27 protein-coding genes are annotated in these 26,013 nt (G+C 61.1%); 5 read left to right on the forward strand and 22 right to left on the reverse strand.

Features of this window, described 5'->3' with window-relative positions; genetic code table 11:
• Nucleotides 1-83: 83 nt before the first annotated feature.
• The 4 genes from C4K27_RS24920 (at nt 84) to leuA (ending at nt 5,300) form a co-directional block, all read left to right on the forward strand.
• Nucleotides 84-986 (forward strand): LysR family transcriptional regulator, encoded by a 903-nt coding sequence (locus tag C4K27_RS24920; RefSeq protein ID WP_053262500.1) that lies wholly within the window; start codon nt 84-86, stop codon nt 984-986.
• A 93-nt stretch (nt 987-1,079) separates the two neighbouring features.
• Entirely contained in the window at nt 1,080-2,459 is a 1,380-nt protein-coding gene (xseA, locus tag C4K27_RS24925; RefSeq protein WP_053262501.1) for an exodeoxyribonuclease VII large subunit, read from the forward strand.
• A 3-nt stretch (nt 2,460-2,462) separates the two neighbouring features.
• Entirely contained in the window at nt 2,463-3,284 is an 822-nt protein-coding gene (locus C4K27_RS24930; RefSeq protein ID WP_053262502.1) for a peptidoglycan DD-metalloendopeptidase family protein, read from the forward strand.
• Between the two features lie 336 nt (nt 3,285-3,620).
• Complete coding sequence (gene leuA, locus C4K27_RS24940; protein ID WP_007929549.1) at nt 3,621-5,300, forward strand: 2-isopropylmalate synthase; 1,680 nt, start codon at nt 3,621-3,623, stop codon at nt 5,298-5,300.
• Nucleotides 5,301-5,368: 68 nt separating this feature from the next.
• Here the strand turns inward: leuA and C4K27_RS24945 are convergent, their stop codons facing one another.
• The 22 genes from C4K27_RS24945 to trmJ form a co-directional block, all read right to left on the reverse strand.
• Entirely contained in the window at nt 5,369-5,782 is a 414-nt protein-coding gene (locus tag C4K27_RS24945) for a hypothetical protein (protein WP_053262503.1), read from the reverse strand.
• A 54-nt stretch (nt 5,783-5,836) separates the two neighbouring features.
• Complete coding sequence (locus C4K27_RS24950) at nt 5,837-6,634, reverse strand: amidohydrolase (RefSeq protein WP_053262504.1); 798 nt, start codon at nt 6,632-6,634, stop codon at nt 5,837-5,839.
• The gene (locus C4K27_RS24955; protein ID WP_053262505.1) at nt 6,622-7,770 is read right to left on the reverse strand and encodes a pyridoxal phosphate-dependent aminotransferase; all 1,149 of its coding nucleotides are present in this window, start codon (nt 7,768-7,770) and stop codon (nt 6,622-6,624) included. Before C4K27_RS24955 ends, C4K27_RS24950 begins: the two co-directional genes overlap by 13 nt.
• Nucleotides 7,771-7,961: 191 nt before the next feature.
• A complete protein-coding gene (gene der / locus C4K27_RS24960; protein ID WP_007929542.1) occupies nt 7,962-9,434 on the reverse strand; it encodes a ribosome biogenesis GTPase Der in 1,473 nt (490 codons plus the stop codon).
• 139 nt (nt 9,435-9,573) lie between these two features.
• A complete protein-coding gene (bamB, locus tag C4K27_RS24965) occupies nt 9,574-10,725 on the reverse strand; it encodes an outer membrane protein assembly factor BamB (protein WP_009045434.1) in 1,152 nt (383 codons plus the stop codon).
• Nucleotides 10,718-11,359: a tetratricopeptide repeat protein gene (locus tag C4K27_RS24970; RefSeq protein WP_007929540.1), complete on the reverse strand. Its 642-nt coding sequence runs from the start codon at nt 11,357-11,359 to the stop codon at nt 10,718-10,720. The genes bamB and C4K27_RS24970 overlap by 8 nt, the downstream gene beginning before the upstream one ends.
• A 40-nt stretch (nt 11,360-11,399) precedes the next feature.
• Nucleotides 11,400-12,689 (reverse strand): histidine--tRNA ligase, encoded by a 1,290-nt coding sequence (gene hisS / locus C4K27_RS24975; RefSeq protein ID WP_053262506.1) that lies wholly within the window; start codon nt 12,687-12,689, stop codon nt 11,400-11,402.
• A gap of 22 nt (nt 12,690-12,711) precedes the next feature.
• Entirely contained in the window at nt 12,712-13,821 is a 1,110-nt protein-coding gene (ispG, locus tag C4K27_RS24980; protein WP_007929536.1) for a flavodoxin-dependent (E)-4-hydroxy-3-methylbut-2-enyl-diphosphate synthase, read from the reverse strand.
• 3 nt (nt 13,822-13,824) lie between these two features.
• Nucleotides 13,825-14,859, reverse strand: a complete 1,035-nt coding sequence (locus tag C4K27_RS24985; protein WP_053262507.1) for a RodZ domain-containing protein — start codon at nt 14,857-14,859, stop codon at nt 13,825-13,827.
• Nucleotides 14,859-15,617 (reverse strand): type IV pilus biogenesis/stability protein PilW, encoded by a 759-nt coding sequence (pilW, locus tag C4K27_RS24990; RefSeq protein ID WP_053262508.1) that lies wholly within the window; start codon nt 15,615-15,617, stop codon nt 14,859-14,861. Before pilW ends, C4K27_RS24985 begins: the two co-directional genes overlap by 1 nt.
• A gap of 12 nt (nt 15,618-15,629) precedes the next feature.
• Nucleotides 15,630-16,778, reverse strand: a complete 1,149-nt coding sequence (gene rlmN, locus C4K27_RS24995; protein ID WP_007929531.1) for a dual-specificity RNA methyltransferase RlmN — start codon at nt 16,776-16,778, stop codon at nt 15,630-15,632.
• 29 nt (nt 16,779-16,807) lie between these two features.
• A complete protein-coding gene (gene ndk, locus C4K27_RS25000; protein ID WP_007929529.1) occupies nt 16,808-17,233 on the reverse strand; it encodes a nucleoside-diphosphate kinase in 426 nt (141 codons plus the stop codon).
• Between the two features lie 94 nt (nt 17,234-17,327).
• Entirely contained in the window at nt 17,328-17,528 is a 201-nt protein-coding gene (gene iscX, locus C4K27_RS25005; protein ID WP_007929528.1) for a Fe-S cluster assembly protein IscX, read from the reverse strand.
• Between the two features lie 14 nt (nt 17,529-17,542).
• Nucleotides 17,543-17,884, reverse strand: a complete 342-nt coding sequence (gene fdx, locus C4K27_RS25010) for an ISC system 2Fe-2S type ferredoxin (protein WP_009045439.1) — start codon at nt 17,882-17,884, stop codon at nt 17,543-17,545.
• A gap of 3 nt (nt 17,885-17,887) precedes the next feature.
• Complete coding sequence (gene hscA, locus C4K27_RS25015; protein ID WP_053262509.1) at nt 17,888-19,750, reverse strand: Fe-S protein assembly chaperone HscA; 1,863 nt, start codon at nt 19,748-19,750, stop codon at nt 17,888-17,890.
• Between the two features lie 51 nt (nt 19,751-19,801).
• Nucleotides 19,802-20,323 (reverse strand): co-chaperone HscB, encoded by a 522-nt coding sequence (gene hscB, locus C4K27_RS25020; RefSeq protein ID WP_053262510.1) that lies wholly within the window; start codon nt 20,321-20,323, stop codon nt 19,802-19,804.
• 8 nt (nt 20,324-20,331) lie between these two features.
• Nucleotides 20,332-20,655: an iron-sulfur cluster assembly protein IscA gene (iscA, locus tag C4K27_RS25025; protein ID WP_007929524.1), complete on the reverse strand. Its 324-nt coding sequence runs from the start codon at nt 20,653-20,655 to the stop codon at nt 20,332-20,334.
• A 48-nt stretch (nt 20,656-20,703) separates the two neighbouring features.
• Nucleotides 20,704-21,090 (reverse strand): Fe-S cluster assembly scaffold IscU, encoded by a 387-nt coding sequence (iscU, locus tag C4K27_RS25030; RefSeq protein WP_007929523.1) that lies wholly within the window; start codon nt 21,088-21,090, stop codon nt 20,704-20,706.
• Between the two features lie 102 nt (nt 21,091-21,192).
• Nucleotides 21,193-22,407, reverse strand: coding sequence for an IscS subfamily cysteine desulfurase (locus C4K27_RS25035; protein WP_009045441.1), 1,215 nt, complete (start codon nt 22,405-22,407; stop codon nt 21,193-21,195).
• Nucleotides 22,408-22,457: 50 nt separating this feature from the next.
• On the reverse strand, nt 22,458-22,949 hold the full coding sequence (gene iscR / locus C4K27_RS25040; protein WP_009045442.1) for a Fe-S cluster assembly transcriptional regulator IscR: 492 nt from the start codon (nt 22,947-22,949) through the stop codon (nt 22,458-22,460).
• Between the two features lie 259 nt (nt 22,950-23,208).
• Complete coding sequence (gene cysE, locus C4K27_RS25045) at nt 23,209-23,985, reverse strand: serine O-acetyltransferase (protein ID WP_007929518.1); 777 nt, start codon at nt 23,983-23,985, stop codon at nt 23,209-23,211.
• Nucleotides 23,978-24,757 carry a tRNA (cytosine(32)/uridine(32)-2'-O)-methyltransferase TrmJ gene (trmJ, locus tag C4K27_RS25050; RefSeq protein ID WP_053262511.1) on the reverse strand — a complete coding sequence of 260 codons (780 nt, stop codon included), beginning with the start codon at nt 24,755-24,757 and terminating at the stop codon, nt 23,978-23,980. The genes cysE and trmJ overlap by 8 nt, the downstream gene beginning before the upstream one ends.
• Nucleotides 24,758-25,012: 255 nt before the next feature.
• Between trmJ and suhB the strand changes: the two genes are divergently transcribed.
• Nucleotides 25,013-25,828, forward strand: a complete 816-nt coding sequence (suhB, locus tag C4K27_RS25055; RefSeq protein ID WP_007929514.1) for a type III secretion system regulator SuhB — start codon at nt 25,013-25,015, stop codon at nt 25,826-25,828.
• Nucleotides 25,829-26,013 lie beyond the last annotated feature (185 nt).

A 26,013-nucleotide genomic window follows, 5' to 3' on the forward strand; every position in this document is an offset into this window, starting at 1 on the left:
TATCAAGGAATGACTTTAGCCAGCCACAAGCCTTGCGACTAATATCATCAAAGCCACCTACCCATCTCAAAAAGGCATGACGAGTGATTTCAACCCGCCAACTGCGCTACTTCGTGGAAATCGCCGACAGCGGCAGTTTCAGCGCCGCCGCCGAACGCCTGTTCGTTGCCCAGTCAGCCCTCAGCCGGCAGATCAAGGAACTGGAAACCCACCTCAAGACCGCGCTGTTCGAGCGCACCGCGCGCCTGCCCAGGCTGACGGCGGCGGGCGAAGCGTTCTACCCGCGCGCCCGCAACCTGCTCGATGAGCTGAACAAGGCCAGCGAACTGGCGACCCAGGTCGGCCAGGGGCAGCTGGGAACATTGCGCCTGAGCCACTCCAGCACCGTGTCCATGAGCGGCCGCCTGCTGCGGGCCATCAGCGGTTACCTGGAGCAGTGCCCGGGGGCCTCGATGGACATCGCCACCCTGTCTTCCGAAGCGCAGTTGGAAGAAGTCGCCGAAGGCCGGCTGGATATCGGCCTGCTGCGACTGCCGGTACTGCGCCAGCGCGAGGGCGTGCGGATCACGCCACTGTTCAGCGAACGCCTGCTGCTGGCCGTGCCGCCGGGCCACCCTCTGGCAGCAGATCCTCCCAAGCAGGGCGTGGATCTGGCGCAACTGCGCGACGAAGCCTTTATCTCCATTCCCCATCCGCAGCGTGGCGGCCTGAGTTACCTGTCGGCCGAGTTGTGCATGCGCCAGGGCTTTTTCCCCAAGGCAGCGCGGGTGCTGTCGCGCAAGACCACGCAGTTGCAGTTGATCCAGGCCGGATTCGGCATCGCCCTGCTGCCCGAGTCGATGCGTGACATCGCGCCCGCCAGCCTGCACTTCCTGCCCTTGGCGGACCCGGCCTGCCAGAGCACGGTCGCCCTCGCCTGTCGGCAAGATCCGACACCTTTGGTCAAACAGTTCATCGAACACTTCCACAACGCTCTCACGCCCTAACCGCCGAAGGCGTATTGGAGGCCGGCAAAGGCATCGTCTCCTTTTGTTTCGATCCATGGAGATTGTTTGCCGAATGCCTTTAAACTGCGCCCCATGATTAAAGATCCCTTTGCAAGACTCGGCCTGGACCGCGAAGTCCTGACAGTCAGCCAGCTCAACGGCCGTGCGCGGGTGTTGCTGGAAGACGTGTTCAGCAACATCTGGGTCGAAGGCGAAATTTCCAACCTCGCCCGCCCGGCGTCCGGCCATGTGTATTTCACCCTCAAGGACAGCAATGCCCAGGTGCGCTGCGCGCTGTTTCGGCAAAATGCCGCGCGGGTGCGCCAGGCTCTGAAGGACGGCCTGGCGGTCAAGGTACGCGGCAAGGTCTCGCTGTTCGAAGGCCGCGGCGACTACCAACTGATCCTCGATACGGTCGAACCGGCCGGCGACGGCGCCCTGCGCCTGGCCTTCGATGCGCTGAAGGAAAAGCTCAGCGCCGAAGGCCTGTTCAGCAGCGAACGCAAAGTGCCACTGCCCGCCCATCCGCAGCGCATCGGCATTATCAGTTCGCCGACCGGGGCGGTGATTCGCGACATCATCAGCGTGTTCCGACGCCGCGCGCCACAGGTGGCCCTGACCCTGATCCCTACTGCCGTACAAGGCCGCGAGGCGACCGCGCAGATCGTCCGCGCCCTGAAAATGGCCGATGCCCGTGGCTTCGATGCGCTGATCCTGGCCCGTGGCGGCGGCTCCCTGGAAGACCTTTGGTGCTTCAACGAAGAAGCCGTGGCCCGGGCGGTGGATGCCTGTGTCACGCCGATCGTCAGCGCCGTGGGTCATGAAACCGACGTATCGATCAGCGACTTCGTCGCCGACGTGCGCGCACCAACGCCCTCGGCGGCGGCCGAACTGCTCGCGCCGGACGCCAGCGACCTGCAACACCGGGTCGAAAGCCTGCATCGGCGCCTGGTGATGCGCATGCGCGACCGGTTGCTGCGTGATCGCCTGCGCCTGGAAGGCATGGCCCGGCGCCTGCGTCACCCAGGTGAGCGCCTGCGCCAGCAAGCACAGCGCCTGGACGACCTGGACATGCGCATGCGCCGGGCGTTCGAGCGCAGCCTCAATACCCGCCGCGAGCGTCTGATCCGCCTGGAAACCCGGCTCGCCGGCCAACACCCCGGGCGTCAGCTGGCGCTGCTGCGGCAACGCCTAGATAGCCTGGCCGAACGCCTGCCACGGGCCATGCGCGAAGGTCTGAAATCCCGTCGCCTGCAACTGCAAAGCCAGATGCAGACCCTGCATGTGGTCAGCCCGCTGGCCACCCTGGGCCGTGGCTACAGCATCCTGCTGGACGAACGCGGCCAGGCCATTCGCAGCGCCGCACAGACCCAGCCGGGCCAGCGCCTCAAAGCCCGGCTTGGCGAAGGCGAACTGCAGGTCCGGGTCGAGGACAATCACCTGACGCCTGTCACCCTTTCTTTACTGGATTGATCCATGCCGCGTTTTCTGAGCTCCCTGCTGTTGCTGTGCCTGACCTTCAACGCCCACGCCGATAGCTACATCACACGCCTGCTGAACAAACCGGTGCCCGGCGGCGTGGCGGTGATCGATCTGGGCAGCGCCGCCCAGGCGCCCAAGGCCAGCTACCAGGGAAAACCGCTACTGGTGATCAAGGAACAGAACAACTGGCTGGCGATTGTCGGCATCCCGCTGACCGTCAAGCCCGGCACCCAGCAGATCAGCGCTGGCGGTCGCAACCTGAACTTCAGTGTGGGCAGCAAGAAATACCCGGAACAACACATCACGCTGAAGAACAAACGCCAGGTCAACCCCGATCCGGCCGACCTCAAGCGCATCGACGCCGAGTTGGCCGAGCAGGTCCGCGCCTACCGCAGTTTCAGCCCCAACACCCCGAGCAACCTGTTGCTGGACAAGCCGGTGAGCGGCCCGCTGTCGAGCAAGTTCGGCGTCCGCCGCTTCTTCAACGGTGAGGAGCGCAATCCGCACGCTGGGCTGGACTTCGCAGTGCCCGCCGGCACGCCGATCAAGACACCCGCAGCTGGCAAGGTGATCCTGATCGGCAATTACTTTTTCAACGGCAATACCGTATTCGTCGACCACGGCCAGGGTTTTATCAGTATGTTCTGCCACATGTCGAAGATCGACGTGAAGGTCGGCCAGCAACTGGCCCGCGGCGGGGTGGTCGGGAAAGTCGGCTCCACCGGGCGCGCCACCGGGCCGCACATGCACTGGAACGTCAGCCTGAACGACGCCCGGGTCGATCCGGCGATCTTTATCGGGGCCTTCCAGCCCTGAGCCGTGGCTCCCGCAGGGATTGCGCAGGTTCAAAACTCTGCGCAATAAGATCGAGCCAGCTATAAGCTCGACAGAATAAAATCTCGCGAAAAACCATTTTTAAGAGATTTATCTCAATTTTTTTCGACTGCTTGCCATCTTTCACCCCAGTGGTTAGGGTTGAGGGCATGAAAACCTCTCACACCCTCATTCAGCGCCGTCAACACCGAAGCCTCTGCCTCGTCAGCGCACGACTGCCAGGTTGAGTCGCGGTACCTCGTCCCCTGCTTCAAACAACACACCCATTGATTCACCGGCAGGCCGCCTCTTTTCGGCCCGGACAATAAGGATTTCCCCATGAGCATGCTCAAAGACCCTTCCTCGAAGTACCGCGCGTTCCCGACCATCAACTTGCCGGACCGCACCTGGCCGTCGAAGACCATCACCCGCGCGCCGATCTGGTGCAGCTCCGACCTGCGTGATGGCAACCAGTCGTTGATCGAGCCAATGGATGCGGTGAAGAAGCTGCGCTTCTGGAAAACCCTGGTCGCCGTCGGCGTGAAAGAAATCGAGGCCTCCTTCCCGGCCGCTTCGCAGACCGACTTCGACTTCGTGCGCACCCTGATCGAAGGCGGCCACATCCCGGACGACACCACCATCCAGGTGCTGACCCAGGCCCGTGAAGACCTGATCGCCCGTACTTTCGAATCGTTGCGCGGGGCGAAGAAAGCCATCGTCCACCTGTACAACGCCACCAGCCCGTCGTTCCGCCGCATTGTCTTCAACCAGGACAAGGAAGGCGTGAAAGAGATCGCGGTGAATGCCGCCAAGCTGTTCGTCAAATATGCCGCCCAGCAGCCGGAAACCCAATGGCAGTTCGAATACTCGCCAGAGACCTTCAGCGCCACTGAGCTGGAGTTCGCCAAGGAAGTCTGCGACGCAGTGATCGAGGTCTGGAACCCGACGCCAGCCAACAAGGTGATCCTCAACCTGCCGGCCACCGTCGAAGTCGCCACGCCGAACATCTATGCCGACCAGATCGAATGGTTCGGTCGCCACATCAACCGTCGTGACAGCGTGATCATCAGCCTGCACACCCACAACGACCGTGGTACCGGCGTAGCCGCCACCGAGCTGGGCCTGATGGCCGGCGCCGACCGCGTCGAAGGCTGCCTGTTCGGCAACGGCGAACGAACCGGCAACGTCGACCTGGTCACCGTGGCCCTGAACCTCTACACCCAGGGCATCGATCCGGAACTGGATTTCTCCGATATCGACGGCGTGCGCAAAGTGGTCGAAGAGTGCAACCAGATCCCGGTTCACCCGCGTCATCCGTATGTCGGCGACCTGGTTCACACCGCCTTCTCCGGCTCGCACCAGGACGCTATCCGCAAGGGCTTCGCCCAGCAGAAATCCGATGCGCTGTGGGAAGTGCCGTACTTGCCGATCGACCCGGCCGACATCGGTCGCAGCTACGAGGCGGTGATTCGCGTCAACAGCCAGTCGGGCAAAGGCGGTATCGCCTACCTGTTGGAACAGGAATACGGCATCAGCTTGCCACGCCGCATGCAGATCGAGTTCAGCCAGGTGGTACAGCGTGAAACCGATCGCCTGGGTCTGGAGATGACCGCCCAGCAGATCCACGCGCTGCTCCACAGCGAATACTTGCAGGCCAACACCCCATACGCGTTGGTCAGCCATCGCCTGCAGGAAGAAAACGGCCACAGCGCCGTGGAAGTGGAAGTGTCCGGCAAGGGCCAGGGCGAGACCAACCTGCACTGGCGCGGCAAGGGCAATGGCGCCCTGGAAGCCCTGGTGGCCGGCTTGCCGGTTCCGGTGGAAATCATGGACTACAACGAGCACGCCATCGGCGCGGGCACCAACGCCAAGGCAGCGGCCTATATCGAACTGCGTGTGAACGGCGAACGCGCGGTGCACGGTGTGGGTATCGATGAAAACATCACCACCGCCAGCTTCAAGGCCCTGTTCAGCGCGCTGAACCGCTCCCTGAGCCAGCTGGACGCCAAAGCCGCCTGACGGTTTACGGCGACAAAAAAGCCCCGGATGATCCGGGGCTTTTTTTGGCTGTGCATTTATTGCCCCACTCAGGCGGTGGTATTGATCCGCGCCGTCAGCGCCTGGAGCAAGGCCGCCTGCAATACTTGCAGGTTATTGGCAGTGATCGCGATCTGCGCCTGCACCTCCAAGGCCTGTTGCGCCTTCTGCTCCTCGCTCGCCTGGCCCTTCTGCACCCCGGACAATTGCGACTGCTGCTCGGACAGGGTCTTTTCGGTCTGGTCGATCTGCTTCTGCAACTGCGCGACGATATCAGCAGTGGATGAGCTGAGGTCGGCCTTGGCGCCGTATTCCCGCATGTCGACACTCACCGAGTCGCTGTCATCGACAGCGCCCTTGTCCTGCACCTCGAGCGGGCTGGCCTGCTGCTCGGCGATGTTGAGCTTTTGCGGCGCGGCCCCCAGCGGGAATGGATTGATGCTCGCGGCACCGATAGTGGTCATGACAAATCTCCCTGAAAATCCTCTTACCCCTTAACGGCCCACCCCGACAGATCTTTAAGCTTGAGTGAACTCGAAGGTGTCGGCATCGAGGTAGGCTGGAAAGCGCGCGCGATAGGCCGCCAGATCCGCGGCATTCAGGCAGACCTGAAATACCCCGTCGGCCTCCCCCGCGCTGAGCAGGGTCTCGCCCTGGAAATCCAACACCTGGCTATCCCCGGTGTAGGCAAACCCCTTGCCGTCGGTACCGACCCGATTGACCGCGGCCACATAACACAGGTTTTCGATGGCCCTGGCCGGCAACAAACGGTTCCAGTGCTGACGCCGTGCCCCTGGCCAGTTGGCGGTGTACAGCAGCAAGTCGGTATCCCGGGCATCGCGGCTCCACACCGGAAAGCGCAGGTCGTAGCAGATCAGCGGCCTGACCCGCCAACCCTTGAGTTCGAACTGCACCTGGCGCTCGCCCGGCGTGTAGTGATCGTGCTCGCCCGCCATGCGGAACAAATGGCGTTTATCGTAATGCCAGACCTCGCCGTCAGGGCGAGCCCACAGCAGGCGGTTGCGGTGGCTGCCGTCGGCGGCCTGGATAATCACGCTGCCAGTGATGACCGCATCAAGCCTGGCGGCCTGGCTGCGCAGCCACTTGCTGGTCGGACCGCTTTCCGCCTCGGCGAGGGCTTCGGACTCCATGGAAAATCCGGTGGTGAACATTTCCGGCAGGATAATCAGGTCGGCGCCCCGGGCCTGTTCGAGCAACAGCTCGAAGTGCTCAAGATTGGCCTGGCGGTCGTGCCAGACTAGAGAGGTCTGTATCAGCACCACATTCAGATTGGGTAAAGCACTCAGATCACGCATAGCTTCTCCGCTGCCTGACGCAGCGTCTCCTCACGCTTGGCAAAGCATAGCCTTACCAGACGCTGTCCTTGTGGTGGCTCGCGGTAGAACACCGACACCGGAATGGTCGCAACGCCGTGCTCGCGGGTCATCCAGATCGCCATCTCGACGTCATTCAGGTCCGGGCGGATCTGCGAGTAGTCCACCAGTTGGAAGTAAGTACCGGCCACCCGGGTAAAGCTGAAGCGCGAAGGTGCCAGCAGGTCGCAAAACAGATCACGCTTGGCCTGATAGAAACCGGGAAGCTCTTCGACATGTTCTGGGTGTTCGGCCATGTAGTCCGCCAGAGCGTACTGCAAAGGAGTCACGCCGCAGAAGCTGACATATTGATGCACCTTGCGCAGCTCCGCGCTCAGGGCCGGTGGTGCGACCACATAGCCGGTTTTCCAACCGGTCACGTGATAGGTCTTGCCAAAGGAACTGACCACAAATGCCCGTTGGTACAGCTCCTCATGGGCCAGCACGCTGACGTGGGGGATGCCGTCGAATACCAGATGCTCGTACACCTCGTCGCTGACCAGGTAGATATCCCGATCGCGAATCAGCGCAGCCAGCTGGTCCAGTTCCGCATGGCTGATCAGCGCACCGCTGGGGTTGTGCGGGGCATTGAGAATGATCATCCGCGTACGCGGGCTCAGGGCCTCGCCGAGTTTCTGCCAATCGATGGCGAAATCGGTCAGGCCAAGCTGTACATGCACGCAGCGCCCGCCAGCGAGCTCCACCGAAGGCTCATAGCTGTCGTAGCAAGGATCGAAGACGATCACTTCATCACCGGGCTGGATCACTGCCTGGATGGCGCAGAAGATCGCCTGGGTGGCGCCCGGAGTAATGGTTACCTCGGTCTCGGCATTCACCTGCACGCCATAACTGCGGGCGATCTTGGCCGCCACTTGCTGGCGCAAGGCCGGCAGACCGGTCATCGGTGCGTATTGGTTGTGGCCGCTGGCGATATGCCGGGCGACGGCATCGCGCAGGGCCTGTGGGCCATCGAAATCGGGAAAACCCTGGGACAGGTTCAGCGCGCCGGTTTCTACGGCGAGCTGTGACATTTGCGTGAAGATGGTGGTGCCGACATTCGGCAGCTTACTGGTGATCATGGGTGATTCCCTGCTGAACACCCGGCTCTACGGCGGCTCGGGGAGGTCCCGAGAATAGCCCAAACCACAGGCATGAAAAAGGGCGCCAAAGGCGCCCTTTTTCCAAGGCAAATCCTGCAGGAGCCGGCTTGCCGGCGAAGCATTGAAGCGGGTCCGGGGCTTCGCCGGCAAGCCGGCTCCTACCAGGTGACTCAGCGCTTGTCTTTGCGCTTCTTCTCGGCCTTTTTGTGGTGTGTCATTAAACGACGCTTCTTGTTGACCTGACGGTCGGTGAGCGTGTTCTTGTTGCCTTCGTACGGGTTTTCGCCGCCCTTGAATTCGATGCGGATCGGCGTACCGACCAGCTTCAGAACACGCCGGTAGGTGTTTTCCAGGTAGCGCACATAGGACTTCGGCACCTTCTCCACCTGATTGCCGTGGATCACGATCAGCGGCGGGTTGGCGCCACCCAGGTGGGCATAACGCAGCTTGATGCGACGGTTGTTGACCATCGGTGGCGCGTGCTCGCTCACGGCGTCTTCGAGGATCTGCGTCAGGCGGCTGGTCGGCCAGCGGGTTACCGCGGACTTGAAGGAGTTCTGCACCGACTGGTAGAGGTTGCCCACGCCAGTGCCGTGCAACGCCGAAATGAAGTGGATGTCGGCGAAGTCGACGAAGAACAGCCGGCGCTCCAGCTCGGTCTTCACATAGTCACGCTCGCGCGGGTCCATGCCATCCCATTTGTTCAGGGCGATGACCAGGGCCCGGCCCGCTTCCAGGGCGAAGCCCAGCAGGTTCAGGTCGTGGTCGACCACGCCTTCGCGGGCGTCCATGACGAAGATCACCACGTTGGCGTCCTTGATCGCCTGCAGGGTCTTGACCACCGAGAATTTTTCAACTTCCTCGTGGATCTTGCCGCGCTTGCGCACACCGGCGGTGTCGATCAGCGTGTACTTCTCTTCGTTACGCTCGAAGGGAATGTAGATACTGTCGCGGGTGGTGCCCGGCTGGTCGTAGACGATGACCCGGTCTTCGCCGAGCATGCGGTTGACCAGGGTGGACTTGCCCACGTTCGGCCGACCGATGATGGCGATCTTGATCCCGTCTTTTTCGCTCGGACCCGGAATGCGCTTGGCTTCCTCGCCTTCGGCTACGACTTCTTCCTCGCCCTCTTCCGGCTCGTCTGCGTCGTCTTTCGGGAACTCGCGCAGGGCGATTTCCAGCATCTGCGTGATACCACGACCGTGAGCACCGGCGATCGGGATCGCGTCGCCCATGCCCAGCGGGGCGAACTCGGCACGTGCCATGTCTGGGTCGATATTGTCGACCTTGTTGGCGATCACGTAAGAGGTCTTGTTACGTTTGCGCAGGTGCTCGCCGATCATCTGGTCGGCCGCGGTGAAACCGGCCTTGGCATCTACCAGGAACAGGACGACATCGGCTTCTTCGATGGCCAGCAGCGACTGCTCGGCCATCTTTTCGTCCATGCCATGCTCGTCACCGGAGATACCGCCGGTGTCGATCAGAATGTAGGTACGCCCTTGCCACTTGGCCTCACCGTATTGGCGATCACGGGTCAGACCGGACAGGTCGCCGACAATGGCGTCGCGAGTCCGAGTCAGGCGGTTGAACAAGGTGGACTTGCCGACGTTCGGTCGGCCCACCAGGGCGATTACGGGAACCATGCGGCTCTCCACTGCGTTAATTCAGAAAATACAAAAGCCGCTGCGAGGCAGCGGCTGGTGCTCGGGGCAGCACGTGACGTGCTGCGAACCTTGCCGGGGCAAGGCCGCTTGGGGATCAACCCCAAGCATAGTCAAACCATTACTTGATGGTCAGGGCTTCCAGTTTGCCGCTGTTGCCATACACATAAATCATATTGCCCACTACCAGCGGACGCGCACGCAGACCATCGCTGTCGATACGCTCACGGCCAACGAAGCGACCGTCAACCTGGCTCAGCAGGTGCAGGTAACCTTCCAGGTCACCGACCGCCACGTAGCTGGAGAAGACTTCCGGGGCCGACAGTTGACGGCGGGCCAGCGAGTCGTTGCTCCACAGCGCAGTGGTGGAACGCTCGTCGATGCTTTCGACGGTGCCGGAGGACAGGCTCACATAGACGCTGCCGAAACCTTGAGCGACACCCGCATAGCTGGAAGCATCGCGCTGCCAGAGCGGACGACCGCTTTCCAGGTCCAGCGCCGCTACGCGACCCTGGTAGCTGGCGACATACAGGGTGCCACCGGACAACAGCAGGCCACCGTCGATATCGACCACGCGATCCAGTTCGGAACGACCTTGCGGAATGGCCACGCGCTGTTCCCACACCGGCACGCCGTTGCGGATATCCAGGGCCACCACTTTACCGGTCGACAGACCGGCAACCGCCAGGCGGTTGGTGGTGATTGGCGCACTGGTGCCGCGCAGGGTCAGTACCGCCGGGGTGCTGTCGTAGACCCACATCTGGTTGCCGGTGGCGGCATCGAGGCCGATCACACGGTCATCCTGGGTCTGGACCACCACCACATCGCCATTGGTGGACGGCGGAGCCAGTACTTCACTGGTCACCCGCGCGCGCCACTTCTCTTCGCCGCTCGAAGCGTCCAAAGCGACCACTTCGCCCTTGAGGGTACCGATCATGACCAGACCGTAACCCACGCCAACGGCACCGGACACAGGCAACTCCAGGTCCTGTTTCCATTTGACGTCGCCGTTCATGCGATCCAGTGCCTCTACCACGCCAGTGACGTCGGCGGCGTAGATGGTGCTGCCGTCGATCGCCGGAACCAGCATGTTGTAGGTTTCGCCCTGGCCGTCACCGACCGAACGGCTCCACTGTTTCTGCAGGACCACTTCTTCTTTGAAGTCGACCAGTTCGGCAGGTGGCAATTCTTTCTTGCTGTTGCTGCTGCAACCCGCGGCCAGAACGGCCAGAGCCAGCAATGCTGCATGTTTCCAACGGATCACGTCACGCATCCCCTTTGGCCAGGTCGTCCAGCTTGATTTGTAGGCCACCGACCGCCGCTTCATCGGACAGCGCGGCCTTGGCTTTTTCATACGCAGCATGGGCTTCGTCGGTACGGCCCAATTGGACCAGCAGGTCGCCCTTGAGCTCTTCGCGAGTGGCCAGGAATGCCTTGTCGGCATCGCCTTCGAGCAGCTTCAGCGCTTCATCGGCCTTGTTCTGCGCGGCCAGGACCTGGGCCAGGCGCTGACGGGCGATTTCGCCCAGCGTCGGGTTGGCCGGCTTGTCGGCGATGGCTTTGAGCTCGGTCGCTGCGTCGTCCAGCTTGCCGGTGTCGACCGCCACCTTGGCGACGAACAGGCTGCCGTATTGCGCATAGGCAGTACCGCCGAACTCACTGTTGAGCTTGCCGGCCAGGTCTGCGACACGGGCTGCATCCGGCTTGCCGTCAGGCGTCAGCGTGGTCTCCAGCAATTGCTGATAGAGCATCGAGGCGCCTTGCGATTGATTGTTCTGATACTTGTGCCAGGCCTGCCAGCCGAACACGATGACCAGCGCCAACAGGCCGCCGGTGACCAGGGGCTTGCCGTTGCGCTGCCACCAGTCCTTCAAATCCGCCAGCTGTTCATCTTCGGTACTCGACACCCCAATACTCCTTATTCGCTAAATCGGCTGTTTGACAGCTTCAACCCTGCACGACGCAGGTGGCCAGGTGTGCAGCGAGCGCATCCCAGGCAATGCTTTGTTGTTCGCCCTGGCCACGCAGGGGTTTGAAACCTACCACTTGCTGGGCCAGTTCGTCGTCACCGAGGATCAATGCGTACAACGCACCGCTCTTGTCGGCCTTCTTGAACTGGCTCTTGAAGCTGCCGGCACCGGCGTTGATCTGCAGGCGCAGGTTGGGCAACTGATCACGAACCCGTTCACTCAGCGCCAGAGCAGCCAGTTCGGCGGCTTCCCCGAAAGCGCAGAGATAAACGTCGACCTGGCGCGAGATCTCTTCAGGGATCTGCTCCAGAGTTTCCAGCAGCAGTACCAGACGCTCGATACCCATGGCGAAACCGACACCCGGGGTAGCCTTGCCGCCCATCTGCTCGACCAGGCCGTCGTAGCGGCCGCCGGCACAGACGGTGCCCTGGGCACCGAGCTTGTCGGTGACCCATTCGAAAACGGTCTTGCTGTAGTAATCCAGCCCGCGCACCAGCTTCGGGTTGATCACATAAGGGATACCGGCGGCATCCAGACGGGCCTTGAGCCCCTCGAAGTGCACGCGGGACTCTTCGTCCAGGTAATCGGCCAGCTTCGGCGCGTCCACCAGTACGGCTTGAGTGTCCGGGTTCTTGGTGTCGAGCACGCGCAGCGGGTTGGTTTTCAGGCGGCGCTGGCTGTCTTCGTCGAGCTTGTCCATGCGTGCCGAGAGGAACGTCACCAGCGCATCGCGATAACGCGCACGGGCTTCGGCGGTTCCCAGGCTGTTCAGCTCGAGCTTGACCGCGTCACGGATACCCAGTTCGCCCCACAGGCGCCAGGTCAGCACGATCAGTTCGGCGTCGATGTCCGGACCGTCGAGGTTGAAGACTTCGCAACCGATCTGGTGGAACTGACGATAACGGCCTTTCTGCGGACGCTCGTGACGGAACATCGGGCCGATGTACCAGAGTTTCTGCACCTGGCCACCGCCAGTGATGCCATGCTCGAGCACAGCGCGCACGCACGCCGCGGTGCCTTCCGGACGCAGGGTCAGGGAGTCGCCGTTACGGTCGTCGAAGGTGTACATTTCTTTTTCGACGATGTCGGTCACTTCACCGATGGAGCGCTTGAACAGCTCGGTGAACTCGACGATCGGCATACGGATCTGCTTGTAACCGTAGTTATCCAGCAACCGCGCAACGGTGCCCTCGAAATAGCGCCACAGGGGCGTCTGCTCGGGCAGGATGTCGTTCATGCCACGAATGGCTTGCAGAGACTTGCTCACAAAAAATCCTTAATTCGTTCGATTAGCCGCGCGCGATCAGCGCTGCGTCGGCTTCGACCTTTTCGGCCGCTTTCTCGCGGATCAGCTTTTCCAGTTGATCCACAAGATTGTCATTCGTCAGTTTCTGCGACGGCTTGCCGTCGATGTAAATCAGGTTCGGCGTCCCGCCGGTCAGGCCGATATGCGCCTCTTTGGCTTCGCCCGGACCGTTGACCACACAACCGATGACCGCCACGTCCAGCGGTACCAGCAGATCCTCGAGACGCCCTTCCAGTTCGTTCATGGTCTTGACCACATCGAAATTCTGCCGCGAGCAGCTCGGGCAGGCGATGAAGTTGATGCCACGGGAACGCAGATGCAGGGACTTGAGAATGTCGTAGCCGACTTTCACTTCTTCGACCGGGTCGGCCGCCAACGAGATGCGAATAGTATCGCCAATCCCTTCGGCCAGCAGCATACCGAGGCCCACGGCGGATTTCACCGTGCCTGAACGCAAACCGCCAGCTTCGGTGATACCCAGGTGCAGCGGCTGGATGATTTCCTTGGCCAGCAGGCGATAGGCTTCGACGGCCATGAACACGTCGGAGGCTTTCACACTGACCTTGAAGTCCTTGAAGTTCAGGCGCTCAAGGTGCTCGACGTGACGCAGGGCAGACTCCACCAGCGCCGCCGGGGTGGGCTCGCCATATTTCTTCTGCAGGTCCTTTTCCAGGGAACCGGCGTTGACGCCGATACGGATCGGGATCCCGCGATCACGGGCCGCATCCACCACCGCACGCACGCGGTCTTCACGACCGATGTTGCCGGGGTTGATCCGCAGGCAATCGACGCCCAGTTCGGCCACGCGCAAGGCGATCTTGTAGTCGAAGTGGATGTCGGCAACCAGCGGCACCTTGACCTGCTGCTTGATACGACCGAAAGCTTCGGCCGCGTCCATATCCGGTACGGAAACCCGCACGATATCGACACCGGCGGCTTCCAGACGGTTGATCTGGGCCACAGTGGCCGCCACATCGTTGGTGTCGCTGTTGGTCATGCTCTGCACGGCAATGGGGGCATCGCCACCCACGGGTACCGAGCCGACCCAGATCTTGCGGGACTCGCGACGTTTGATTGGAGATTCGCCGTGCATGACTTATTGACCTAACTTCAGGCGAGCAGTCTCGCCACTGGTGAACGGAGCCACATCGACCGCTTGTCCGTTGTAGCTGACCTGCGCACCACGGGCATAACCCAGGCGCACGGCAAATGGCGGCTTGCCGGAAACATCGGCGGTCTCGCCCTTGCGCTTCAGGCCACTCAACAGCACTTTGCCGCTGCCGTCGGTGATCTGGGTCCAGCAATCGGCTGTGAACTGGATCTGTACCTGACCCGCGCCGGCTACAGGCGCGGCGGCGGGCGCAGTTGGCGCTACCGGGGTAGCCGGAATAGTCGCTGCTGCAACCACAGGCGCTACAGGGGCAGGCGCGGCCGGAGCGCTCGGCGCTGGTGCCGCCGGTGCTACGACCACTGGGGCAGGAGCAACCGGGGCTGCAGGTGCGGCAGCCGGGGCGCTTGGCGCAGGGGCTGTAGCATCAGCCTGGGCCTGGCCTGGAGCCGGGGCTTCAGGCAGGGCCAGGGCGGTTTCGCCCTCGGTCTGACCTTCCACGACCGCCTGGTCTTCCGGCTCATCGATCGGATGAATCTGCGTGGTGCCGTCGGCCCCTTCGACTTCGACGTGTTCCTGATTGAGACCAACCAGCTCCTTGGTGCGCACGGACGTTTGATCCTGCCACCAGATAAAGCCACCACCGATCACCGCGATCAGCAGCAACAGGCTGACGATGCGCAAAATGGTGTGGGAAACCCGTACTGGCTCTTCGATACGGCCGAGGCTGTGCACATTGCTGCCCTGGGAATCGGTGCCCGTGTATTGGTCGAAGGCCTGGACCAGAACGGCCTGGTCCATCCCCAGCAACTTGGCATAGGCACGGATATAACCGCGGGCGAAGGTATGCCCCGGCAGCTTGTCGAAAGCGCCGGCTTCCAGGTTGCTCAACGAGTTTGCGGTCAGATTGAGCTTGAGGGCCACTTCAGCCAGCGACCAACCATTGCTTTCGCGGGCCTGACGCAGGGTCTCACCGGGGTTGACGCGAGTCGCTGCTAGAACTTCGGGATGCGCCGCTTTCATCATTGCTCCGACAGGTATTGCTGATATTCCGGCGTACCGGGATAGAGTCGTTTTAATTGCAGGCCGTAACTGGCGGCCTTGTCGCGATCTTCAAACACCGTTGCCAGCCGAACGCCGAGCAATAGACTACGTGCATTTTGCTCGCTCAGCAGGCTAAAACGATCGTAATAGTCGCGGGCGGGCACATAATGCCTGTCTTCGAAGGACAACTCAGCCATTTCCAGCAATGCGCGAGGCTGCTGGCGGTTCAGGCGCAGGGCTTTTTCCAGGTGTTGCCGGGCCAGGTCACGCTCACCCAGCATCGCGGCGGTCATGCCAAGGTTCTCGAACACTCGGGACCGTTCGGGGTACAGGGTATCAGCAGCCGCCTGTTCAAAGCGCTGATAAGCATCTTTGTAACGTTTTTCTTCAAAGAGAAAGCTGCCGTAGTTGTTCAGGATACGGGCATCGGAGGGACGCGCAGCCAGGGCCTTGCGGTAATGCTGGTCAGCCAGCTCGGGTTCCATTTCAGCCTGGAACACCAGCGCCAGGGCGGCATTGGCGTCAGCGTCGGACTCGTCCAGCTCCAAGGCCTTTTTCAGCGGCACTTTCGCCCGCTCGGTCATGCCTTGTTGCAGATACCCCAAGCCCAGCTGAACATAGGCCTCACGCGCCTCGTCCCGCCCCTTGCTTGTCTTCATCGGGTTGAAATCCCCCGAAAGAACACAGCCAGCCGACAGGCTGACAAAAAGCAGAAGCAGCGCGACGCGCAAGGTCATGGAGATCCTCTCTCAGGTACGATTCGCAGCGCTTTGCGGCATATCGGCGTCGGCGCTCAATTCGCGCACCGCGATATAACGTTCGCTACGACGGGTGCGATCCAGCACCTGCCCGACCAGTTGTCCACAGGCCGCATCGATGTCTTCGCCGCGCGTGGTGCGCACGGTGACGTTGAAGCCTGCGTGATGCAGTTGATCCTGGAACCGGCGAATGGCGTTGTTGCTCGGCCGCTCGTAACCGGAATGCGGGAACGGGTTGAACGGGATCAGGTTGATCTTGCAAGGAATGTCCTTGAGCAACGCGATCATCTCGACAGCGTGTTCAACCTTATCATTGACGTCCTTGAGCAGCGTGTACTCAATCGTCAGCACACGTTTCTCGCCCAGCGACGACATGTAGCGCTGGCAGGACTCGAGCAGCATCTTCAGCGGGTACTTCTTGTTGATCGGTACCAGCTGGTTGCGCAGCGCATCGTTTGGTGCGTGCAGGGACAACGCCAGGGAAACGTCGATGTGCTTGGCCAGCTCATCGATCATCGGTACCACGCCGGAGGTCGACAGGGTCACGCGGCGCTTGGAAATGCCGTAGCCCAGGTCGTCCATCATCAGGTGCATGGCCGAGATGACGTTGTCGAAGTTCAGCAGCGGCTCACCCATGCCCATCATCACCACGTTGGTGATGGCACGGTCGACGGTCGCCGGGACACTGCCAAAGGATTTGTTGGCAATCCACACCTGGCCGATGACTTCGGCGGCGGTGAGGTTGCTATTGAAGCCTTGCTTGCCGGTGGAGCAGAAACTGCAGTCCAGGGCACAGCCTGCCTGGGACGAAACGCACAAGGTGCCGCGTTTGCCCTGGGGAATGTAAACGGTCTCGACGCAGCTGCCGGACGCCACGCGCACCACCCACTTGCGGGTGCCGTCGCTGGAGATGTCCTCGCTGACCACTTCCGGACCACGAATTTCGGCAACGGCCTTGAGCTTTTCGCGCAAGGCCTTGCCGACGTTCGTCATGGCGTCGAAATCATCGACGCCAAAGTGGTGAATCCATTTCATTACCTGACCGGCACGGAAACGCTTCTCCCCGATTGAGTCGAAGAATTTTTCCATTTCCGGTTGAGTCAGACCCAACAGGTTAGTTTTGCCAGTCGATGTAGTCATGGTTTCACCTTCACTCACGGGCCTTTGGCTTAGCGAGTGGTCACTTCGGTGGAAGCGAAGAAGTAAGCGATTTCGCGTGCAGCAGCGGCTTCGGAGTCCGAACCGTGAACGGCGTTGGCGTCGATGGATTCAGCGAAGTCAGCGCGGATGGTGCCGGCAGCAGCTTCTTTAGGGTTGGTAGCGCCCATCAGCTCACGGTTCAGAGCGATAGCGTTTTCGCCTTCCAGAACCTGAACGACAACCGGACCGGAAGTCATGAAAGCAACCAGCTCGCCGAAGAAGCCACGAGCGCTGTGCTCAGCGTAGAAGCCTTCAGCTTCGGCTTTCGACAGTTGCTTCATTTTCGAAGCTACAACGCGCAGGCCAGCTTTTTCGAAACGGGTAACGATCTCGCCGATGACGTTTTTTGCAACAGCGTCAGGCTTGATGATGGAGAAAGTACGTTGAACAGCCATGGTGTAACTCCAGAAACGGTGATTAAAGCGAAAAATTAAACCCGCGAATTATACGCGGGTTTATAGGGATTGCCTAACTGCGTACGGGACAGACTCAGTCTGCTTCTTCGATCCAGGCGGCCTGAATGGCTTCAAGAACCTTCTCGCCACCGCGAGCCGGATCGTCGCTGAATTCCGGCAGCGCCAGAACCCATTGGTGCAGATCGACAAAGTTTACGTACCGCGGATCCACATCCGGCTTGGATTCAGCCAGCTGAATCGCGATTTCCAGCACATCAACCCATTTCAGACTCATGATGATTCCTTGAATCAGTGCGGCGCTTCGGCTGCATGGTTGAGCGAGTATTTCGGAATTTCGACGGTCAGGTCTTCCTCGCCGACGATCGCCTGGCAGGATAGACGCGATTGCGCCTCCAGGCCCCAGGCTTTGTCCAGCAAGTCTTCTTCCAGCTCGTCGGCTTCGTTCAGCGAGTCGAAACCCTCGCGAACGATGCAGTGACAGGTGGTACAGGCGCAGACGCCGCCGCAGGCGCTCTCGATCTCGATGTGGTTGTCATGCGCCACTTCGAGAATCGAGGTACCCGGGGCAGCCTCTACAACCAGGCCATCCGGGCAAAACACGGCGTGTGGCAGAAAAATGATCTGCGGCATCAGTTATTCCTCGATTTCATTCAGATTGCGCCCCGCCAGAGCGGCTTTCACCGTCGAGTCCAGGCGGCGGGCAGCAAAAGCATCGGTCACTTGCGACAGACGCTTGGTCTGCTGCTCGATGGCGTAACCATCGGTACCACGCATCAATTCACTCAATTCCTGCATTTGCAGCTCGATGACCATGCGCTCTTCGGCATCCAGCAAACGCTCGCCGTCCGCGTCCAGAGCACCCTGCACCGCCTCGATCAGGCGCTGGGCATCGACCTGCTGCTCACGCAGCACGCGGGCGACCTTGTCGTCGCTGGCGTACTGGAAGGAATCCTTGAGCATCCTGGCGATTTCGCCATCGGTCAGACCGTAGGAGGGCTTGACCTGGATGCTGGCTTCGACGCCCGAGCCCAGTTCACGAGCGGACACGCTCAGCAGACCGTCGGCATCGACCTGGAAGGTCACGCGGATCTTCGCTGCCCCGGCGACCATGGCCGGAATGCCGCGCAGTTCGAAACGCGCCAGGGAACGGCAGTCGCTGATCAGCTCGCGCTCGCCTTGCAGCACATGAATCATCATGGCCGACTGGCCATCTTTGTAAGTGGTGAAGTCCTGGGCCCGGGCAACGGGGATGGTGGTGTTGCGCGGAATCACCTTCTCCATCAACCCACCCATGGTTTCCAGCCCCAGGGACAGCGGAATCACATCAAGCAGCAGCAGTTCGCCACCATCGCGCTTGTTGCCGGCCAGGGTATCGGCCTGGATCGCGGCACCAATGGCCACCACCTGGTCCGGGTCGATCTCGGTCAGCGGCTGGCGACCGAACATTTCGGCGACCGCCTCGCGAACCCGTGGAACACGGGTCGAACCACCGACCATGACCACTGCCTGGACATCTTCCAGCTCGACATTGGAATCACGCACGGCGCGACGGCAGGCCTTGAGGCTGCGCGCCACCATTGGTTCGATCAGGGCATCGAAGGCTTCGCGGGTCAGCGGTGCCGACCAGGCGCCATAGGTCACGTCGACCGACGGGGTGTTGGTAAGCGCTTCCTTGGCGGCACAGGCGATTTGCAGCAGATTGCGCTGCTTGCCCGGATCGAGATCGGCGGACAGGCCGGCGCTCTCGATGATCCAGCCGGCGATCGCATGATCGAAATCGTCACCGCCCAGGGCGCTGTCGCCACCGGTGGCCAGCACTTCGAAGACACCACCGGTCAGGCGCAGAATGGAAATATCGAAAGTCCCGCCACCCAAGTCATAAATGGCCACCACGCCTTCGGCGTGTTGATCCAGACCATAGGCCACGGCCGCCGCGGTCGGCTCGTTGAGCAGACGCAACACATTGAGACCGGCCAGCTTGGCCGCATCCTTGGTCGCTTGACGCTGCGCATCGTCGAAATAGGCCGGAACGGTGATCACCGCCCCCACCAGCTCACCGCCCAGGGTCGACTCGGCGCGCTGGCGCAGGACCTTGAGGATATCGGCGGAGACTTCCACCGGACTTTTCGGGCCCTGGATGGTGTCGATGAACGGCATGTGCGACTCGCCGTCGACGAAGCGGTATGGCAGCTGCTCGCCCAACTGCTTGACGTCGGACAAACCACGCCCCATCAAGCGCTTGACCGACAACACAGTGTTCAGGGGATCGGCAGACGCCGCCAGCCTGGCGGACTCGCCCACCTCGACACGGTCGGCGTGATAGCGCACGGCAGATGGCAGGATGACCTGCCCGCTGGCGTCGGCCAGCGGCTCGGAAAGACCACTGCGCAAGGCAGCGACCAGCGAATTGGTAGTACCCAAGTCGATCCCCACAGCCAGGCGACGCTGGTGCGGTTGAGGACTTTGGCCGGGTTCAGCGATCTGCAGTAGGGCCATGTTTATCTGGACTTATCTGTATATCAGGCGTGCGACCGGAGCGGCACTGGGTTAATCGTCGAGGCGCTCTTCTAACTGGCGCACTTCGTAGGTGAGCTTGTCGAGGAACTGCATGCGCCGCATCAGGCGCTCGGCCTGTTCGCGTTGCGCAGCATCATCCCAACAGGCTGCGAAGCTTTCGTTCAATTCATCCTGGGCCACTTTCAGGCGGCGCTTGAAAGCTGCAATACCGGCCAGATCGGCCTCGTCCTGCAGATCCTCGAGCTCTTCGCGCCACTGCATCTGCTGCAGGAGGAACTCCGGATCGTGCACCGTGACCTCCAGCGGCAGCTCATGGCCGCCCATCGCGAGCAGGTATCGCGCGCGCTTGGGAGGACTCTTGAGAGTCTGGTAGGCCTCGTTGAGGCTGGCGGATTGTTCCAGCGCCAAGCGCTGCTCACGCTCGGAAGCGTCAGCGAAGCGGTCCGGATGAACGGCACGCGCCAACTCACGATAGCGCGCGGCCAGCTGCTCGAGATCCAGGCGGAAGCTCGGTTGCAGCTCAAATAAAGCGAAATGACAAGGAGTACCCACGAGCTGCCTCAGATGTTGAAGCTTTCGCCGCAGCCACATTCACCGCGCACGTTGGGGTTGTTGAACTTGAAGCCCTCGTTCAACCCTTCCTTGACGAAGTCCAGTTCGGTGCCATCCAGGTAGGTCAGGCTTTTCGGATCAATGATCACTTTCTCGCCATGACTCTCGAACACCTGATCGTCTTCACCGATCTCGTCGACGAACTCCAGGACATAGGCAAGGCCGGAACAGCCCGTGGTGCGAACACCCAGACGAATCCCATCACCTTTGCCGCGCCCGTTGAGGGAGCGCCGCACGTGTTGAGCAGCCGCTTCTGTCATGCTGATAGCCATCGTGACTCCTTACTTGTCGCTCAATCTGTGAAAGCTGATCCGCGAAAATCAGATCAGGCCTTTCTTCTGCTTGTAGTCGCGAACGGCGGCCTTGATGGCGTCTTCGGCGAGTACCGAGCAGTGGATTTTCACTGGCGGCAGGGCCAGCTCTTCAGCCAGCTGAGTGTTCTTGATGGTCTCTGCTTCATCCAGAGTCTTGCCTTTCATCCACTCGGTAGCCAGGGAGCTAGAGGCGATAGCCGAACCGCAACCGTAGGTCTTGAACTTGGCGTCTTCGATGATGCCCTGTTCGTTGACCTTGATCTGCAGGCGCATCACGTCGCCGCACGCCGGAGCGCCGACCATGCCGGTGCCGACATCAGGATCTTCCGCGTTCATCTTGCCGACGTTGCGCGGGTTCTCGTAGTGGTCGATGACCTTTTCGCTGTAAGCCATGATTCTTAATCCTCACTCATCAGGGCCGCTCTTGAGCCCCTGTAGTTACGCCTGCGTCAGTCGCCGCGTCGCTACAGGAGCTGTACCTGGCGGCTTCTATATTTAGTGTGCCGCCCACTCGATCTTCGAGATATCGACGCCGTCTTTGTACATGTCCCACAGCGGCGACAGAGCGCGCAGCTTGGTCACGGCCTCGCAGACTTTCTGCGCGGCATAATCGATTTCTTCTTCGGTGGTGAAGCGGCCGAAGGTGAAGCGGATCGAGCTGTGTGCCAGTTCGTCGTTGCGGCCCAGGGCGCGCAGCACGTACGAAGGCTCCAGCGAAGCCGAGGTGCAGGCCGAACCGGAGGAAACCGCCAAGTCCTTGAGCGCCATGATCAGCGACTCGCCTTCGACGTAGTTGAAGCTCAGGTTCAGGTTGTGCGGTACGCGGGAGGTCATGCTGCCGTTGATGTACAGCTCCTCCAGGTGCTCGACCTGCTTGTAGAAACGGTCGCTCAACGCCTTGATGCGCAGGTTTTCGGCAGCCATGTCTTCCTTGGCTACACGGAAGGCTTCGCCCATGCCAACGATCTGGTGGGTGGCCAGGGTGCCGGAACGCATGCCGCGCTCGTGACCGCCGCCGTGCATGGTCGCTTCGAGGCGAACCCGCGGCTTGCGGCTGACGTACAGCGCACCGATACCCTTAGGACCGTAGGTCTTGTGGGCGGAGAAGGACATCAGGTCGACTTTCAGCGCCTGCAGGTCGATGTCGACCTTGCCGGTGGACTGAGCCGCGTCGACGTGGAACAGAATGCCTTTGGAACGAGTCAGCTCGCCAATGGCGGCGATGTCGTTGATGGTGCCGATTTCGTTGTTCACGTGCATGATCGAAACCAGGATGGTGTCATCGCGCAGGGCGGCTTCAACCATGGCCGGAGTGATCAGGCCGTCTTCGCCCGGCTCGATGTAGGTGACTTCGAAGCCTTCACGCTCGAGTTGGCGCATGGTGTCCAGGACAGCCTTGTGCTCGATCTTCGAGGTGATCAGGTGTTTGCCCTTGGTGTGGTAGAAATGCGCGACACCCTTGATTGCCAGGTTGTCGGACTCGGTGGCACCGGAGGTCCAGACAATTTCACGCGGGTCGGCATTGACCAGGTCAGCCACTTGGCGACGGGCATTTTCCACCGACTCTTCGGCTTTCCAGCCGAACACATGGGAACGGGACGCCGGGTTACCGAAGTTTCCGTCGACCAGCAGGCATTCACTCATCTTTTGCGCGACACGCGGATCAACCGGGGTGGTCGCTGAGTAATCAAGGTAAATCGGCAATTTCATGGACTCTCTCCTAAATCAGGCTGGCTGGCGTGCCGCTAGCTCTTTGGCTGTCATTCGACGGCGGACGCTTCAATCTTGTCCAGGTGCTGCGCCTTGCCATTACAGCGGCGCTGATCCTGACGCTGGGCTACTTCTTGCACCTCACGGCGAGTCACAAGGTCAGCCAAGCTGATACCGCTCAGAAATTCGTGAATCTGCAGGCTCAGATCGCACCACAGGTGGTGGGTCAGACAGGTGTCGCCGGAATGGCAATCGCCCTGGCCCTGGCATTTGGTTGCATCGACCGACTCGTTCACCGCATCGATCACCTGGGCCACCTGAATGCCTTGCATGTCACGCGACAGCTGGTAGCCACCGCCTGGACCACGCACGCTGGACACCAGATTGCTGCGGCGCAGCTTGGCGAAGAGCTGTTCGAGATAGGACAGGGAGATGCCTTGGCGCTCAGAGATATCGGCCAGGGACACCGGCCCATGTTGCGCGTGCAACGCCAAGTCAAGCATGGCTGTTACCGCGTATCGGCCTTTTGTAGTCAGTCGCATGGACAAGTACCACGGAGTGTTTCGGGATGGGAGCGAGTATGCAATTCCCGAGTAATTAAGTCAACTATAAGACCTACTACTTTAGTCAGGTTTACCCGCAAAAGAGCGCGCGAATCATAGCAAAGTCTGCAGGGTAATGGCACGCCCTGGATTTGCTCGGTGACTAATGGGTCGCCAACGCCCTTTTGGGCGCTGCACGAGCCGGCTCACTTCGACAAAGCGAGCCTGCTCGCGATCAACGCCAAAGCGCCAGAAAGGCTCAACCGACCTGGCTGTCGCCCTTGTCCTTGACGCCCGCGAAATCCTCATCGCGCAGCGCCGGAAGATCCTTGGCACAGTAGTTACTACCCAGATCCTTCAAGGCCCCGCACATACCCTCCAGACGCCCATCGACGGCCTGCAGATGGTCGAGCAACTGGCCAATGGCCCGCGCCACCGGGTCCGGCATGTCTTCACTGACCCCATAGGCGTCGAAACCGAGCTTCTCGGCCATGGCCTTGCGCTTGGCTTCCTGCTCGTCATCGGACTTGACGATGATGCGCCCGGGAATACCCACCACCGTGGCGCCAGCCGGCACCGCCTTGGTCACCACCGCATTGGAGCCGACCTTGGCGCCCGCCCCTACAGTGAACGGCCCCAGCACCTTGGCGCCCGCCCCCACCACCACGCCATCCTCCAGGGTCGGATGACGCTTGCCCTTGTTCCAACTGGTGCCGCCCAAGGTCACACCCTGATAGAGGGTGACGTCGTCACCGATCTCAGCAGTCTCGCCAATGACGATGCCCATGCCGTGGTCGATAAAGAAACGGCGACCGACCTTGGCCCCCGGGTGAATCTCGATCCCGGTCAACCAGCGCCCGAAGTTCGACACCAGGCGCGCCAGCCACTTCCAACCCATGCCCCACAACGCGCCGGACAGGCGATGAATCCAGATGGCATGCATGCCCGGGTAGCAGGTCAGGACCTCGAATGCATTACGCGCCGCCGGGTCACGATGGAAAACACTCTGGATATCTTCACGCAAACGCTCAAACATCATCATTCTTCCGCTTAAGGAGCTCGCCACGGGCCGCTTTCTGGGTTTCCGTGAGGATGCCACGCAAAATATTCATTTCCGCCCGACTCACCGAGCTGCGTCCGTACAACCGGCGCAGGCGCGCCATCAAGTGCCGTGGTTTTTCCGGATCGAGGAAGTCGATGGCCACCAGCGTCTGCTCCAGATGCTCGTAGAACCGCTCCAGTTCGTCCATGGTCGCCAGCTCATCGCTGCGCGGCGACGCCACTTCATCCTTCTCGACCTTGCTCGGCTGACCTTCGGCCGCCAGCCAGGACATACGCACTTCATAAGCCAGTACCTGCACCGCCGTCGCCAGGTTCAGCGAGCTGAACTCCGGGTCCGAAGGGATATGCACGTGAAAATGACATCGCTGCAGCTCGTCATTGGTCAGGCCGGAATCCTCACGACCGAAGACCAAGGCAATTTCGGCGCCCTGCCCTGCCTCCTGCACCACCTTGACCCCGGACTCCCGGGGGTCGAGCAACGGCCAGGGAATACGCCGGTCACGGGCGCTGGTGCCAAACACCAGGGTGCAGCCGGCCAGGGCATCTTCCAGGGTGGCGACCACCTGAGCGTTTTCCAGAATGTCGGTAGCGCCGGAGGCCCGCGCATCGGCCTCATGGGACGGGAAAATTCGCGGCTCGACCAGCACCATCCGCGACAGCCCCATGTTCTTCATGGCACGTGCAGCACCACCGATGTTCCCGGGATGACTGGTATTGACCAGGACGACACGAATGTTCTGCAGCAAGGGAGGCGCTCTCGGACACGGGAAAGGGGAGCAAATCTTACAGAACAGCCAGCGCTCCCGCCTCAAAAATAACTGCTTCTGGATCGCACCTTATAGAAGCCGACCAGTTGCAGACGAACCACCACTCGTCAAAATGTCCGCGTATTTATGGGCTTGAGCGGCAGACCAAGCAAGCGGAGCGAATGTCGACCTTCATCTGCAAAAGTTTTCTGCTAGAATGCTCGGCTTTCTTTAACAACCTTAGGTGACCTATCCATGCAGCCAATGCTGAATATCGCGCTGCGCGCCGCCCGCAGCGCCAGTGAACTGATTTTCCGCTCCATCGAGCGCCTGGATACCATCAAGGTCGACGAAAAAGACGCCAAAGACTACGTATCCGAAGTTGATCGCGCTGCCGAGCAGAAGATCATCGACGCATTGCGCAAGGCCTACCCGACTCACGGCATTCTCGGTGAAGAAACCGGTCTGCACGCTGGCAGCGGTGAAGGCGAAGACTACCTGTGGATCATCGACCCACTGGACGGCACCACCAACTTCCTGCGCGGCATTCCTCATTTCGCTGTCAGCATCGCCTGCAAATACCGTGGTCGCCTGGAACACGCCGTGGTTCTGGACCCGGTGCGCCAGGAAGAATTCACCGCCAGCCGTGGTCGCGGCGCCCAACTGAACGGTCGTCGCCTGCGCGTCAGCGGCCGCACCAGCCTGGACGGCGCCCTGCTGGGTACCGGCTTCCCGTTCCGTGACGACCAAATGGACAACCTCGACAACTACCTGGGCATGTTCCGCGCCCTGGTCGGCCAGACCGCCGGCATCCGCCGCGCCGGCGCTGCCAGCCTGGACCTGGCCTACGTGGCTGCCGGTCGTTTCGACGCCTTCTGGGAGTCAGGCCTGTCCGAGTGGGACATGGCTGCGGGCGCCCTACTGATCCAAGAAGCCGGTGGCCTGGTGAGCGACTTCACCGGCGGTCACGACTTCCTGGAAAAAGGCCACGTGGTTGCCGGCAACACCAAATGCTTCAAGGCGGTCCTCACCGCTATCCAGCCGCACCTGCCGGCTTCGCTGAAGCGCTAAGCGCCAGCGACAAAAAAGCACCCCTCGGGGTGCTTTTTTTATGCCTGGGATTTGTCGGAAACCACTCTTTCCGTAGGAGCGAGGCTTACCCGCTATCTGGGAGCTGCGCTGTATCAGCCTCACTCGGGGCTGAAGCTATCGCGGGCAAGCCTCGCTCCTACAGAAGCAAACCCAAGCCACAGGCA

It is taken from the genome of Pseudomonas chlororaphis subsp. chlororaphis (genome assembly GCF_003945765.1).
GTDB lineage: Bacteria > Pseudomonadota > Gammaproteobacteria > Pseudomonadales > Pseudomonadaceae > Aquipseudomonas > Aquipseudomonas chlororaphis.